This is a genomic window from Shewanella halifaxensis HAW-EB4 (assembly GCF_000019185.1).
GTDB lineage: Bacteria > Pseudomonadota > Gammaproteobacteria > Enterobacterales > Shewanellaceae > Shewanella > Shewanella halifaxensis.
Genome location: NC_010334.1, coordinates 4,343,973 through 4,359,086, shown reverse-complemented (window position 1 = coordinate 4,359,086; position 15,114 = coordinate 4,343,973). Strand labels below are relative to the sequence as shown.

Here is a 15,114-nt window from a genome sequence, read left to right as displayed (position 1 = left end):
AAAAGGCTGGTATTATCTTAGCTTATTAAGCCATTATTCACTTGCTGGAACCTTGAATTAACAAGAGAAATAATTGGGTCTTACGCATTTGTTACGGCTTGAGTATAGTATTGCCTATTAGAGCATAAAAATACTACGGATCCTGTTTTCATGGCTCAGTTAGATAAAATAGTCTCAACAGGCCAACATAAACGCCAAAGATTGCTCACATTTATTTACGCTCTATCTATATCATTAACGACATAATATGTCGACATACAAAATTGTTAGGGATTATTATGCGCACGGCTACACTGGGTAATAAGCTTGTCAGCACTCAAATGGCTGAGACCGCAGAACGATATTGGCAAAGACTCACTGATAGCGCCGAGGATATGCTAGTCACTCTGACAGAAGAGCAGCGACATGAATTAAAACAGGTTTTTGCGCTAAGTGATTTTATTGCAACCCAGCTGTGTCGCCACCCCCACTGGATCCCCGCATTATTTAAGCATGCACTGCATAATATTGAGCGCCAAACATTCGATGGTGAACTGGCTAACTTACTCGAGTCCGCTACCGATGAAGAGCAAGCCAAACGTATTTTGCGTCAATACCGTAATCGGCAGATGGTGTGTATCGCTTGGCGTGACTTTCTTGGTTACAGCGAATTAGCAGAATCATTATTAGATCTATCCGCCTTGGCCGAGGCACTCATTATAGCGGGTCGAGATTGGTTATATCGCGAGATGTGCGCCACGCTCGGTACTCCAAGCGATAGCCAAGGCAAACCACAGAAGTTACTCATCTTAGGGATGGGCAAGCTCGGTGGTCGTGAGCTTAACTTCTCGTCAGACATTGACCTTATCTTTACCTTTGCTGAACACGGTGAAACGGTTGGGGGAAGGCGTGCATTAGAAAACCAGCAGTTCTTTATTCGCATGGGCCAGCGCTTGGTTAACTTGCTCCACCAAGTCACGGTTGACGGATTTGTATATCGCGTCGATATGCGCCTGCGCCCCTATGGTGAAAGTGGTCCATTAGTGGTTAGCTTTAGCGGGCTGGAAGATTACTATCAAGAGCAGGGCCGTGATTGGGAACGCTATGCCATGATAAAGGCGCGAGCACTAGGGCCTTGGACTGCCGACTCTGACGAGCTGCATGATCTGCTCAGACCGTTTGTGTATCGCCGTTATTTAGATTTTTCGGCGATAGAATCACTGCGCAAGATGAAGGGCTTGATCACCCAAGAGGTTCGCCGCCGTAAGTTGACTGACAATATTAAACTCGGCGCCGGTGGTATTCGAGAGGTCGAATTCGTGGTGCAGAGTTTTCAGCTTATTCGTGGTGGCCGCGAGCCCACATTAAGGCAGCAGAGCCTGTTTGCAGCCATTGATACTCTGTACCAGCTAGGACAGCTGGAGTACTTGGCCGTCGATGAGCTAAAAAATAGCTATGTGTTACTGCGCCGGGTTGAAAACTTATTGCAAGCGATAAACGATGAGCAAACCCAGACATTACCTAGTGAAGCGCTTGATTGGCAGCGTTTATGCTATGCCCTCAACGCCGATACCGAAATGGATCTGCGGGAGCAGATTGAAATGGCCATGAGACAGATCCACAGCCATTTCCTGGAAACTGTTGGGGGTAATATTCATGAGGATCAAAGCGAGACGTGGACTCAGCAGTTATGGAGCGCCTATGAAGATGAGCATGCGCTCTCAATTTTAGAAGAGCAGGGGATCGATGATGAAAAGCTTTGGCCGCTGCTTAACGGCTGGCACGAGACTGTGGCGCGCCGCACTATTGGTCCAAGGGGGCGCGAAACCTTAGACAAGTTGATGCCTAAGCTATTGTCAGAGTTTACCTCGGTGGCAACTCCTTCGAAGGCATTTGAGCCGGTGTCAAAGGTGCTGGATCAGATCTTAACGCGTACCACCTATCTTGAGCTCTTGTGTGAAAACCCAGGGGCAAGGCAGCAGCTCGTTAGTCTTTGTCTCGCCAGTCCATGGATTGCTCAGCAGCTGGCGAAGTTTCCCATGCTGCTCGATGAGTTGATCGATCCTGCCCAGCTGTATGACACCACGCCGTTAGACGATTACGGCAGTGAATTGCGTCAATATCTGCTGCGTGTGCCGGAAGATGATTTAGAGCAACAGATGGAAGCGCTACGTCAGTTTAAGTTATCACAGCAGTTAAAGATTGCCGCAGCAGACGTGACAGGGGTGTTGCCAGTGATGGAAGTGAGCGATCACTTAACCTTCTTGGCCGAAGCGATTATCGAGCAGGTGGTGCATCAGGCGTGGGCACAGGTCAGTGCTCGTCATGGTGTACCAGAAAACCTTAAAGATAATGAGATGGGCTTTGCGGTTGTAGGTTACGGAAAAGCGGGTGGCATTGAGCTCGGTTACGGCTCAGATCTTGACTTAGTCTTTTTGCATAACGGCAGTCAAGTCGGGCTGACCAATGGTGATAGAGCCATCGATATCGGCCACTTTTACCTAAAGCTGGCCCAGCGAGTGCTGCACTTTTTCTCGACCCGTACTAACTCTGGCGAGTTGTATGAAGTCGATATGCGCCTGCGACCCTCTGGCGCGTCGGGGTTATTGGTGAGCGAGATAGAACACTTTGGTGATTACCAGCGCAGCGATGCCTGGACATGGGAGCATCAAGCCTTAGTCAGAGCACGTTTCATGTTTGGTGATACTGCACTGTCTATGCGCTTTAATGAACTCAGGGCTGAGGTGTTAGAAAATGAGCGTGATATGGCCATCTTGGCAAAAGATGTGAGAGATATGCGGGTTAAGATGCGCGATCATCTTTTAAAAGTCGAAGCGGGCATGTTTGACCTTAAGCAAAGCAGTGGCGGTATTGCCGATATTGAGTTTATTGCTCAATACTTAGTGCTGGCACATAGCAATCAACATAAAGCATTGTCGTTTTGGTCTGATAACGTGCGTATATTTGCCGAGCTTGCTGAACTTGAGCTGTTGCCCTTAGATAGTGCGCAGGCGTTAACTCAAGCCTACTGCCATCTGCGTGATGAGTGCCATAGGTTGACGCTGCAGCAGAAGAAAAGCGTGTTACCCATTGATGCCGTCAAGTCCCATAGTGAGCGGGTTGAAGCTATCTACCACCAGATCTTAGGCGAACAACTTAAGCGAATAACTTAAGCGAATAACTAGGCTAAGCATTAGCCCAATAGTTAGCGCTAGAGTGAAATCTCATCCCCCGCAGCGACCCTGTGGGGGATTTTTTATGCTCGTGAAAACATAAAGCTAATGGCAAATTGCATTGCAGATTAAGACTCGTACAGCATCAAAAGGGATAGCTGTTTTTTCCTATTTGTAAGTCTCTGAATTGAGGTCATAAGTTAACTTGGTTTGTTATATGCAGGTGTTAGATTATTCAGTCTTCTAGCTCGGTGCTCGTTATGAACTCGCTCAAGCAGATAAGCCGCTACACCACCTTTAACGATAGTTTAACAGGGATAAATATTTTTAAGGCTATCTCGCTTAGTGCCGTACTCGCTAAATCTAAGATGGCTTATATACGTGAGTTGCCACTCTATTGGCTGCTACTACTGTGTTTACTGCTATTTGTTAATGATGCCTTAGCAGGAGAAGACCTGCTCAAGGTAACGAAAATGCCAAGTGCTTTAATTAATTCAAAACCTAGCGCAAACTTGGTCATATTAGACTGCTCTGTAGAGCCGATAGAGTCGTTACTATCAGCCTTTAGAGGCGATTTACATCTGCTTATTCTAGAGGAGGATGTCGAGCCGTTTGAGCAGATAAACCAGGCGCTAAGTGCAGAGCCTCTCTATTCAGATGTTACCATCATAGCCAAGGCCTCAAGCTCAGCCATTTACCTTGCAGGTCGATGGATTGATAAACATTACCTAGTCGAACACCAAGCTTCACTCGGGCAATTTAGTTCTCAATTTACCCACGGTAGTAAAATGTTGTTATACACGACCAACCTTACTCCTACTCATGCAGGGGAGGAGTTTGTTGGCATATTAGCGAATATGACGCAGATGAATATCGATGTTATTTATATGAAGCCTCATCAGCAAGAACCATTATGGGTGAATCGTTCCACATTTAGCTTCTAAAAATGGGGGCACAGATCAACCTTGGCAAGATTAGGGTTATAGGCGCACTATTTGGGGATACGTTTTGTATCAAATTTTCGACAAAATTTACTTTGACGCTAGCGGTTTCCTGCTTACTATCTGCACTAGTATATCCCGCTGTTGTAAAAGGGATTAATTAGAGGATGGTTTGATGACTTCTGTGAGTGCTAGTGTCAGTGCTAATGTGAGTGCGACCGTGAGTAATGCCGTGGGAAATGCGCTGGTTAATACACCGGCCAAGGTTGCTAATGAAACAGCAACGGCAGCGACTCAAGCAACGCCTTTACCGAATGTGGGCGCTAGTACCAATGTTGCTATCTCGGCAGATGCTCAGCAAAAGCTTGCCAATGAGCAGGTGGCAGGCAAAGCCGACGGCGCTTTGCCTAAAGCTGATGGCTCTCTACCTAAAGCTGAAGGCTCTGTGCCGAAAGCTGACGCAGAGGAAGATGGCGACTTTGAGTCGTTTGTCTTTGGGGCGCTTGGGCTCGATCATCCAGAAGAGATCGATGAGAATGGCGACCCATCATATTCGGCAGGCCAATATGTTAAGGCCGCAGCCACGGTGGGTGGCATGATTGCCATGTTTATTTAGACTTCGTCTAAAAACTGTTTTTTTATCAGGCTGCGCCTGAGCTTTAAGTTAGACTGCGTCTAACGATTAAAGTCGTGAGCTTCCAGCTCACACTCGGCCAAGAAGGGGTCAACAGCAACCCCCTCTTGGATCTCCCCTGCCGCCCCAGACGAAGTTGTCTCCCTCGTACTTATGGATAAATCGCTAACGCTTCCGATGGGGCATCCTGCCCCGCGAAAGCTACGCCGACATCCCTGTCGGCCTCACGCGATTTATTCCAACGTACTTCGGCAACTCCGATGGGGAACTGGTGTTTTCTGTTAGTTTTCGAGTGGTTCAATTAGGCTGATTTCTGTTGAAGATCCGAGATTATGTCTTTAGATGCTTCATTTTCGTATGAGTCCCGATTTGTTTTCAGCTTTTCTAATAGGTAATCATTGGTTAGTTCAAAGTCCTTGGTAATCGTTGCCCAGGTTTTTACATATCCTTTCATTGTTGGCGCATGAAATACTAAACCTGTTTCGTTATGGCTTTGGCAGGAGTTCCAAGCTAGATTAATACCATGGTCACTGGAAGATACTTTTCTACCGACCAAGATGAATTCAAAGCGCATATTTTGAGAGCTAAATCCAGGGTGTGCACTAATAATTTCAGAGTAGTCTTGGAGCTGTCGTAAATGTGTCTTGTTTAGCGCTACGCTTGGTCGCTTTATCTCAATGATTGTACATTTAAAGTATGGTTTACCATTCTCGTATTCTTTTTTTCTTCTGGCTAAGAAAAGGTCTACTTGACGGCGTACTCCTTCAACTTGAAGCCCTTCACTAATGTCTATTGGATCTAAATCTGTAATATTAAGGTCATCTAATTTGCTAACTTTCTCTCGAAGATTTATTGCGATCTTTTGGAAGTCATCTTCTTCCGCGCCAATGAGAGAGTATTGTTCGCCAAACAACCAAGTATTCGCCTCAATAATTTTTTGGAGGTGAGGAGTTTCTAGTACTTCTTGGTATCGTTCAAGTATTAGATATTCTAATTTCTTTACAACATCTTCTCGTCTTTGAAGCATCTCTATCGTGCTTACAATGTTTTCCAAGGTTGTTTTATTTATTACGTTGTTAAGTCTATTCAGTTTTTCCTCATCAAGCTCCATTACACTCTCTAATATGGACATGAGAGAGTCATTTTCATTAGACACAATTAAACGGTCTAAAAGAGATATTATAATTTTTGCTGCTTTTAACTTTAAATTACTGAAAGTACTTGGTTCTGCAAGCCATATTTCTTTAATTATAGACTTAAGGTTCTTTCTTCTCCATTTAGCATCTATATCATTAAGGTTTTGATACTCAGGGAAAAAACCATCCTCTTCATATTTTTCAATCTGTTCGTCAATTTGAGCTGTGAGGAACTCTGTATAAATTTCAAGACCAACCATTTTAATGTGATTAATTAGCTCACTGTATGCTTTAGATCTTGGTCCAGCGGGTTCTTTTCCGTCATTATTACCATTAAAATCTAGAGTTAATGGAACTGCTTCAAATCGATTTATCCAATTTGATTGGACATAGGTGCTAAGGTAAAAGCCTGATTTTTTATTAAACGAAGTGTTGCCACTATATTTGACTCTGCCATCAGAATTTACAAAGTAAAACTTGGACTTTTCAGAGCCCGGTCTCTGTTGCCAACGAATAAGTGAAATGTCAAATTTGTCATCTTCAAATTCAAATGTTTTGGTATGTAATTTATGTGAGGGAACTTTGACTTCAACATCATTAACAAAGAGCTTCAAGTTTTTGTTCAGAGCGAGTCGCCAACCAAACTCACATTGGAGCTTAGAAACTAGTTTGTCATTTTCAGGTAAGTTCTTCTCGAATCTATTTAGCTCTACATAAGTACCGCTGTCCGACTTGATGAGCTCATGCTTTTGTTCGCTTGTGGATAATCGACTTAAGTTATAATGAACTAAGTCATCACTACTGATTGAAATTTGTATATCTTTACCATTACAACGCGAATACCAATCGGCTCTATCGCAGATCAGATGAAAAGATAAACGACCACGACCATGCGCACCCTGAGTGTTGTTATCATTTGCTTTCTGAGAATCATTAAAGCAAGAGAAGTGTTTGTGCTTATCTTCTGCATTAATACCTACACCATTGTCTAAAACTACAACTTGGTTAGTACCAATGTCACCCTCTGTAATGACATTTACAGTAGTTGCCTTTGCATCAAACCCATTTGCCACTAGTTCAAATATGACTTGTTCTGGAGTATTAATGTACTTCTTGAAGTGCTTTTTGATACCACTTGAAGTTATGTTAGTTGTTTCAACACTAAATTGATTCATGCTCAATCCCTTGACGCTTTTAATGGCGTTACATTTTGCAGTATAAATAACATCTTGTTTGTTAAAGAAAAAGCTTTTTTAAGAATAAATAGAGTCAGCTTTCTATATCTTATGTTAGGAAGTTAGTTTAACGCTCTGAAATGTGGGGGCTGGGTAAACTTTCCTGATCTCCTCTATCTTGAACCTAAATCAATCGCTAGTTGGTGAGAATTAGCTGACAGAGAACACCTAATCCCCATCGGAGTTGCCGAAATACGAAGATGACTCTTTACCCAAAATAATGCCGTGGAACCATCATGGATGATGGTTCAGGCTCGGGGGGACATGGCCGCTCTTTGGCATCCATGCCATCGCGGCATTTGTGAGTCCATTCACATCAGATGTCCCATCTGAGCTGTTAGGCGATTTTTATTGGAGTATGAGGATCTACAACTTCGTCGGGGCGGCAGGACTCTTTATGAAAGAAATGGGCAAGAGGGGATTGCTGTTGATCACCTCTTGGCCGAGTGTGAGCTGGAAGCTCACGACCTTAGTCAGGCGTAGCCTGATATGTGGCCAAGCCACGACCTTTATCAAGCGGAGCTTGATTGCATTGCCTTAGGGATACCTTGGAGAGTAAGGCTTAATACCAGAGAATAAAACTAAGATGTATTACAGCACGACTTTCTAGAGTCGCTTTAGTCTAATGCCGTGTTATCTAATGGCGTGTTATCTAAAGTCGCTGTAAATAAGGATTTATAATGGACTTTTCAAAGTGCTCTTCACTTGCACCGGTGCGTTACAGTTACCTAGCCGCGGCGGTAATTTATCTGCTTAGCTGGATTTGGTTGCCTGCCGCGACCTTGTGGATAGCCTTGCTTGGCTGGGCAGGATTTCGCTGGCGTAACGTGAATACCCCTCATTTGAAACAAGCTTATTGGGTTCTATTACAGTCAATATGGCTATACCTAGGGCTGCATTTAGCGGCCTTTGCCTCGTTTTGGGGAGCCAGTAGATTTAATCGTGGCGGGCTGTTTTCAACTACCGGAGCTGAAGAGTTTGGCTATCTGCTTGGCTTGGGTTTTCTGGGGGCGCTATTGCTGATTATTGGCACGCTATGGCCACTGATTCGACTAGTGAAAAGCTATCGAGCCTTGATGGCTATTAATGAGGCCTGTAACGGGAAAAGTAGTGAGGATTGCAGTGTGGATAGCAGCGAGAAAAGTCACGTGAATAGTAATAAGGTGAATAATAGTGAAGCGGTTTAAGCTGTCGCAGGTTTCAAATTTAATGTGGTTTATGTTTATCCTGTTCTCTTTTGCTGTGGGCCTGGCAACGTATGTAGTGCATCAGTTTCATGCTTCTTTTAATTGGCCAACGACTAAAGGGATGGTGGTGAATAGCTGGATCATTGAGCGCTACCATGAAAGAAGCGGCGCCGACTCTCATTACGAGGTTGCTATCGAGTATTTCTATGCTGTTGACGGCAAAATCTACCACAAGAGTAATAAGACCGACATCACTGGTGCCATCCCCGGTTATTCTTGGGAGGAGGCCGAAGCCTTGGTGGCAGAGTTTCCTAGTGACAAGAAGATCCAAGTGCACTATAACCCCAGCAACCCAGATACAGCGGTTATCAAGCCAACAATGCATCTGTTTATGATTGTGGCTTTGGCGGTGTTCTCTTTGATATTAATACCCGTCTGTTATCTGATGTATTTGCAGATGACCTCTGACCGTGACAGTTTTATCGTTCGTAATGTGTAACTGATTTTATTCTAACCGTTCGCCGATGTGTGAGGCATGGATGACGAGGCTTCCTTAATAGTACATGGAGGCTTTCGCGCATTTATGCATGTAAAATGTAGCGTTATTGATATGACTCTTATCAGACTCAATTTGACTTCTCAAAGTGTGATTTTCGGCGTATTTGAATACGCCAATTTCCCCTAACAAGAGCGTATACTGGCATCAATAATCTATGAATCGCTTGTGGAAAATGCTAGCGAATTAGCAGGTTAAACTATTAATGAAAGGAATGTGTTGTTAAATATGGCGTTTATAATTAAAGATACCAAATTGAATGTAGCTGAAACCGATATCTTCCATGATGAAGCTGGTTATGCTGCATTTCCAACTGCTGAGTCTGTGGTTTTTGACCGTGAGAAATTAATTCCAATTGGGTTGTTGTCATTCAATATGTTTGATGCAAGCATTGACGACAAAATACTCATTGCACTACCTAATCTGCAAGGCATTCCCGATGGTGATTATGGCCCAATCACCTATTCGTATATTGATGAGCAACAAGGCTGGTGCTTAGATGACGAGTACGCCAATGATGATACGCTTGAGGAGCAAGACGAGTACTTAGACAACTATCAGCAAGCGCAGGACGAATTTGCTGCCAATAAGTGTTTGATGCGTCGTGACAAAAAGCTGCCATTAATCACTTTGGGCGGCCAACCTAGATTTGGCCAGAATTGGGCTTCATGTTTATATAATGAACTGGCAAAGAACCCAGAGCTGGATCATTACTATGAAGTGACCTGCAGCCTTAATCATCCTGAATTTGAACATATGAGCACTCGCGATATCGTTTATCTGGATCAGAAAGACAATAAAGAATATACCTTCATAGGCAGCTTTAAAGATGAAGCTTACTTGGTCAGAGATAGTGAGTACTTGGGCTTTGCCGGTGAGTTTATGGTGTTTTACCAGCCAGAGTTAAAGAAAGTCATGCTAGTAGCTGAGTACGATTAACTTGAAGTTGTTGTAGATGGTATAACAGGGGACAGTTACTTCTCTGCTGTAAACCTTGTGAGCAGTAAGCTCACAAGGTTACGCGCAATCAGATGTTAGGTGTGCGCGCAGCAATGCTTTAGCTTATAAGTCACCAAAGACTTCGAGCCACTCTTCGTCAGTGAGTTCTCTGGGCGGTTTTTTGTTGCCAAAGCCTTTGATAATCCTGCCCCTTAATGGGTTATCGGTAAAAGCGTCATTACCCATGTAAGTGACCGAAGTCGGAATTAATACACTGGTTATGGAATTATCTGCAAACGCTTCTGAACCTATGTCAGTTACAGAGTCAGGAATTGTGATGCTTTGAAGTTCATTCCCCCTAAATGCGCCTAAACCGATTTCAGTCACGGAATCAGGAATAGTGATGCTGGTTAACGCATTAAATTGAAACACTCGATCATTAATTTTAGTCAATGAATTTGGCAGGCTCAGCTGAGTTAATGCATTTTTGGCAAATGCTCTTTCTACAATTTCAGTCACTGAATCTGGGATATCCACGCTGGTAAGTGCGTTTTCAGCAAAGGCCTTGTAACCAATACGAGTCACAGAACTTGGGATCACTACCTCGGTAAGGGCGTTACGCTGAAATGCGCCTTCGCCGATTTTGGTCACAGTATTAGGAATAACCACGCTGGCGATTTGGGTCTCTGGCGCCTCTTCGAATTCTTCGCTTAACTCCTCAACCTCTGAAAAAGCATAATCCCAGATCTCAGTGACGGCTATACCGTCAAAGTTATCAGGGATAATAATATGTTTATGCTTGCCCTTGTAAACATCAATCCGGCCTCTGCGTTTATCAAACGATACGTCATCTAATGTCAGAATATAGGGCTGGTTCACGGTTAACTCTCTCTTTGTTTTAGGGGCATTTGTTTGAGGGGGAGGGCTTGGTGTTGCCACGGTTTGATGCGCTGAGCTTTCTTGTAAAGAAAGCCCAAGCAGCATGGCAACTAAAACGCCAATTAAAATGCCCTGTAAAATGTTAGAGGGCTTGATACCAAGGAGGTTGATACCAAAGACGTTAATATCAGTCTTCCATCCAATCCAGATTTGGCATCGCATCTAAATGCTGGTTGTAACGCTTTTCGTTGAATGAGGCGTTATTTAGCATCACATCGCTGACTTCAATCGCTAGCGCACACGCCATCCATTGAATCGCTTCTTCGCGAGGCGTGCCTGTCATCACCAAACGCATTAAGGTCTCTTTGACCTTTTTAGGCTCGCCATCGGCGATCTGATTTTCGACTGTTTCAATAAGGGTTTCTTCAGTCATGTAGCTGTCTTGCTGGTTGTCCATTTTTACGACTCTGTAATGTAATTGGCGCTATTATGCCGCAAGCTTGCTGTGAGCAATAGATTTGCCATCGAAATATTCGAGCCTTGCTAGCAATAACGAAAGGATCTGCTTTACTGCGAAGCCAAATCAGCTTGTTGTTTTAGCCAATCCACAAACAACTTTGCCTTGGGGTTTAACTCTTTATCGTGTGAAGCCACATAATAGGTTTGTTCACAAGTGACCTGCTGGCCTGCAAAGGGAGCGATCAGCTCGCCTCGATTAATGCGTTTACTCACCAGCTGGCCTCGTCCCATGGCGATACCGGCATGATTCATGGCGGCGATAACGGCTAAATCTGAGCGGTCAAAGCCGATTGAGCGGTTGTCTTCAATGCTAAGGCTCTGCTTATCGGCCCAGTACTTCCATTCATCGCAGTCTGAGTCATATTCCCAGGCTTGGTTGTCGTGCAGCAGGGTGCAGTGGCTTAAATGCTGCGGCTTGCCGATAAGGTCATGCTCGGCGGCGTACTCGGGGCTGCAGACCGGCATGATGGTTTCATCCATCAAGTGTTGGCAAAACAGTTTGCTGCGGGGGCGATTGTCGTAGTAGATCGCCAGATCAATATGAAAGCTGTTGAAGTTAACGTTCTCATTGCCGGTCAAAATATTGATTGAAATAGCCGGATATTGGCGGCAAAAATCGGCAATCTTAGGCACCAGCCAACATTGTGCGATAGAGGGGCGAGAATAGACGGTCAGCTTACCCGACACCTCTTGATTCTTAATCTCGAACACTTCCTGATTCAAGCTTTTTAAGCTGTCTTTCAACTTTGAAAACAGTCGCTTGCCATCTTCTGTTAACTCGATTCTGCGATGAAAGCGACTAAACAATTTAAAGCCTAATTCATTCTCCAGCGCGGTAATTCTATGACTCACGGCTGAGGGGCTAACACAAAGCTCTTCTGCGGCGAGCGAAAAGGATTGGTGGCGAGCCACCACTTCGAAGGTATGCAGTTTTGCCAGCTGATAACTGCTAAGTAAACGGTTTCTGCTGAACAGATCTTGTTGGGAATACATGACTAACGTCTCAAATTTCGATGCGAGTATTTTACCCTAAGGCGCTTTTTAGCGCCGATTACATCAACACAGTTGAAGCTTGGGTCATGTAAAAGCCACTTTTGTGACACCTGAATGCTTGTTGCCACAATCTGGCTCAAGCGAAGCGCGATTTATATCTTTTGTCAGCATTTCATTGATTGGCTTTAATAGCGCCACTTTCTATCGCTTGTTTCGATAGGTTTTTAACTTCTTTCAACTCATAGAGATATACAATGGAATCACAGCTCTGGATTATCGGTACTCTGCTTAGCAGTATCTTGTTGATTGTCATCAGCATCGTTAAGTTCAAGTTGCATCCTTTCCTTGCGCTCTTGTTAGCCAGCTTCTTTGTTGGCGGCATGATGGGCATGGCGCCACTTGAAATGATCAAGGCGATGGAGTCAGGTATTGGCGGCACATTAGGCTTCTTGGCTATCGTTATCGGTCTGGGTACCATCTTAGGTAAGATGATGGAGATCTCTGGCGCTGCCGAGCGAATAGGCATCACCTTGCTAAAATCGCGCTACTTAAGCCCTGACGTCATCATGGTGTTAGTCGGCCTTATCTGTGGTATCACCTTGTTCGTTGAAGTGGGCGTAGTACTGCTTATTCCACTGGCATTCTCTATTGCACGTAAAACCAATACCTCCCTGCTAAAGCTCGCCATTCCACTATGTACCGCCTTAATGGCCGTACACTGTATTGTGCCGCCGCACCCTGCTGCATTGTTTGTGACTAACGCGCTCGGCGCCGATGTTGGCTCTGTTATTATCTGGGGTCTGCTAATCGGTCTTGTGGCTTCTTTGATTGGCGGTCCACTGTTCCTTAAGTTGTTTGGCGATAAACTGCCACACTTAAGCGTGCCAGCTGAGTTTAGTGAAGTCTCTGCTCGTAAAGAGAGTGAGTTGCCATCACTTGGCACTACCTTGTTCACTATCCTTTTGCCAATCATTTTAATGCTGGTTAAAACCGTGGCCGAGCTGTACATGGAGCCGGGCACAGCCCTGTACACCACGCTTGAGTTTATCGGTAACCCAATCACCGCGATGTTTATCGCAGCATTTGTGGCTTACTACCTGCTAGGTCTTCGTAACAAGATGACTATGGCTACCTTGCTGACTAAAACCGAAGATAGCTTTGCCTCTATCGCTAATATCTTGCTGATTATCGGTGCAGGTGGCGCGTTTAACGGCGTACTGAGTGGCAGCGGCATGGGCGACAGCTTGGCGCAAATTCTGGCTAATCTTGATATGCACCCGGTGCTACTCGCTTGGTTAGTTGCCATCATCTTGCATGCGGCGGTTGGCTCGGCAACGGTAGCTATGATGGGCGCAACCGCGATTGTGTCACCACTGTTGGTCCTTTACCCAGACTTAAACCCCGTTATCGTGACCTTGGCAATCGGCTCTGGCGCAATCGGCTGCACTATCGTTACCGACTCATTGTTCTGGCTGGTTAAGCAGTACACTGGCGCTACGATGAAACAAACATTTATGTATTACACCACTGCAACCTTTATCGCCTCACTTGTGGCATTGGCTGCGACCTTCGCCTTGTCTTACGTAATTTAATTCTGATAGTGGATTTGAAACAATGAATACTGCACAACTGATAAAAGATTTTCCTTTGCTAAGTAAGCTTATCAAGCTCGAAGAAGTCAGCTGGTTTGAGACTAAAGCGACAAACTTGGCTGAAGCCTTACCTTTTGTGGGATTGAACGGTGATGACGTAGCCGATGCTAGTGCGCGTTTACAACGCTTTGCACCATACCTAGCGCTAGCCTTCCCAGAAACCGCTGCATCTAACGGCATTATTGAATCTGAAGTGGTGGCCATTCCAAAGATGAAGCAAGCGCTAGAAGCCAAGTACGGCCAAGCGATTGCGGGTCAGCTGATGCTTAAAAAAGACAGCCACCTACCCATTTCAGGCTCTATCAAGGCGCGCGGTGGTATTTATGAAGTGCTGACCCATGCCGAGAAGCTGGCGATTGCCGCAGGTAAATTGCAGGAGTCTGACGACTACCAGATGCTATTTACCGATGAGATGAAGAGCTTCTTTAACGGTTACAGCATCGCAGTAGGCTCGACGGGTAACTTAGGTATGTCTATCGGCATCATGAGCGCTAAGCTTGGCTTTAACGTTAGCGTACATATGTCTGCCGATGCCCGTCAGTGGAAGAAAGATAAGTTACGTAGCCACGGTGTGAATGTATTTGAATATGAACAGGATTATGGCGTTGCTGTTGAGCAGGGGCGTAAAGCGGCTGAATCTGACGCTAACTGTTTCTTCATCGATGATGAAAACTCGCGCACGCTATTTTTAGGTTACTCGGTTGCCGGTGAGCGTTTGAAGGCGCAGTTTGACGCCGCAGAGATTAAGGTGGATAGCGAGCATCCGCTGTTTGTTTACCTACCTTGTGGTGTAGGCGGTGGCCCTGGCGGCGTGGCGTTTGGTCTTAAGCTAGCCTTTGGCGACAATGTACATTGCTTCTTTGCCGAACCGACGCATTCGCCTTGTATGTTACTGGGTGTACACACGGGTCTGCATGATGAAATCGCGGTACAAGATTTAGGTATCGATAATGTCACTGCAGCCGATGGCTTAGCGGTAGGGCGCGCATCAGGTTTTGTGGGCCGCGCCATGGAGCACATGCTTGATGGTTACTACACCTTAAGTGACCAGCACATGTACGACCTGCTTGGCTTATTAGCTAAGAGCGAGGGGATTGAGCTTGAGCCGTCAGCCCTTGCGGGTATGCCGGGCGCACTTAGAGTGAGCGGCGATAGTGACTATCAAGCGCGTACGGGGCTAACACCTGAGATGATGAGCAATGCGACGCACGTAGTGTGGGCGACGGGTGGCGGAATGGTGCCAGCGGTTGAGATGGCAAAATACCTAGCGCAATCGGCGAGCTAATTGTTC

Annotated in this window: 12 protein-coding genes; 8 read left to right on the top strand and 4 right to left on the bottom strand. The window is 45.2% G+C overall.

What is annotated here, in order from left to right; translation table 11 throughout:
* Positions 1-278 precede the first annotated feature (278 nt).
* The 3 genes from glnE (at position 279) to SHAL_RS18455 (ending at position 4,709) form a co-directional block, all read left to right on the top strand.
* Complete coding sequence (glnE, locus tag SHAL_RS18465) at positions 279-3,152, top strand: bifunctional [glutamate--ammonia ligase]-adenylyl-L-tyrosine phosphorylase/[glutamate--ammonia-ligase] adenylyltransferase (RefSeq protein ID WP_012278633.1); 2,874 nt, start codon at positions 279-281, stop codon at positions 3,150-3,152.
* Between the two features lie 260 nt (positions 3,153-3,412).
* The gene (locus SHAL_RS18460; protein WP_012278632.1) at positions 3,413-4,096 is read left to right on the top strand and encodes a DUF4347 domain-containing protein; all 684 of its coding nucleotides are present in this window, start codon (positions 3,413-3,415) and stop codon (positions 4,094-4,096) included.
* Between the two features lie 172 nt (positions 4,097-4,268).
* The gene (locus tag SHAL_RS18455; RefSeq protein WP_012278631.1) at positions 4,269-4,709 is read left to right on the top strand and encodes a hypothetical protein; all 441 of its coding nucleotides are present in this window, start codon (positions 4,269-4,271) and stop codon (positions 4,707-4,709) included.
* 319 nt (positions 4,710-5,028) lie between these two features.
* Here the strand turns inward: SHAL_RS18455 and SHAL_RS18450 are convergent, their stop codons facing one another.
* A complete protein-coding gene (locus SHAL_RS18450; RefSeq protein ID WP_012278630.1) occupies positions 5,029-7,038 on the bottom strand; it encodes an ATP-binding protein in 2,010 nt (669 codons plus the stop codon).
* A 740-nt stretch (positions 7,039-7,778) separates the two neighbouring features.
* Between SHAL_RS18450 and SHAL_RS18445 the strand changes: the two genes are divergently transcribed.
* The 3 genes from SHAL_RS18445 to SHAL_RS18435 all read left to right on the top strand — a co-directional run bounded on the left by SHAL_RS18445 (position 7,779) and on the right by SHAL_RS18435 (position 9,780).
* Positions 7,779-8,285, top strand: coding sequence for a hypothetical protein (locus SHAL_RS18445; RefSeq protein ID WP_012278629.1), 507 nt, complete (start codon positions 7,779-7,781; stop codon positions 8,283-8,285).
* A complete protein-coding gene (locus tag SHAL_RS18440) occupies positions 8,272-8,784 on the top strand; it encodes a DUF3592 domain-containing protein (protein WP_041416111.1) in 513 nt (170 codons plus the stop codon). The genes SHAL_RS18445 and SHAL_RS18440 overlap by 14 nt, the downstream gene beginning before the upstream one ends.
* 285 nt (positions 8,785-9,069) lie before the next feature.
* Positions 9,070-9,780: a hypothetical protein gene (locus tag SHAL_RS18435; protein WP_012278627.1), complete on the top strand. Its 711-nt coding sequence runs from the start codon at positions 9,070-9,072 to the stop codon at positions 9,778-9,780.
* Between the two features lie 123 nt (positions 9,781-9,903).
* Here the strand turns inward: SHAL_RS18435 and SHAL_RS18430 are convergent, their stop codons facing one another.
* From SHAL_RS18430 to dsdC, 3 genes are all read right to left on the bottom strand, one after another.
* The gene (locus SHAL_RS18430) at positions 9,904-10,659 is read right to left on the bottom strand and encodes a leucine-rich repeat domain-containing protein (protein WP_223296212.1); all 756 of its coding nucleotides are present in this window, start codon (positions 10,657-10,659) and stop codon (positions 9,904-9,906) included.
* Between the two features lie 187 nt (positions 10,660-10,846).
* Entirely contained in the window at positions 10,847-11,116 is a 270-nt protein-coding gene (locus SHAL_RS18425; RefSeq protein WP_012278625.1) for a hypothetical protein, read from the bottom strand.
* Positions 11,117-11,226: 110 nt separating this feature from the next.
* Positions 11,227-12,171 carry a DNA-binding transcriptional regulator DsdC gene (gene dsdC, locus SHAL_RS18420; protein ID WP_012278624.1) on the bottom strand — a complete coding sequence of 315 codons (945 nt, stop codon included), beginning with the start codon at positions 12,169-12,171 and terminating at the stop codon, positions 11,227-11,229.
* A gap of 254 nt (positions 12,172-12,425) precedes the next feature.
* On the opposite strand from dsdC, the gene dsdX reads away from it, so the two are divergent.
* Positions 12,426-13,763 carry a D-serine transporter DsdX gene (dsdX, locus tag SHAL_RS18415; protein ID WP_012278623.1) on the top strand — a complete coding sequence of 446 codons (1,338 nt, stop codon included), beginning with the start codon at positions 12,426-12,428 and terminating at the stop codon, positions 13,761-13,763.
* Between the two features lie 22 nt (positions 13,764-13,785).
* Positions 13,786-15,108, top strand: a complete 1,323-nt coding sequence (gene dsdA / locus SHAL_RS18410; RefSeq protein ID WP_012278622.1) for a D-serine ammonia-lyase — start codon at positions 13,786-13,788, stop codon at positions 15,106-15,108.
* Positions 15,109-15,114: the final 6 nt, after the last annotated feature.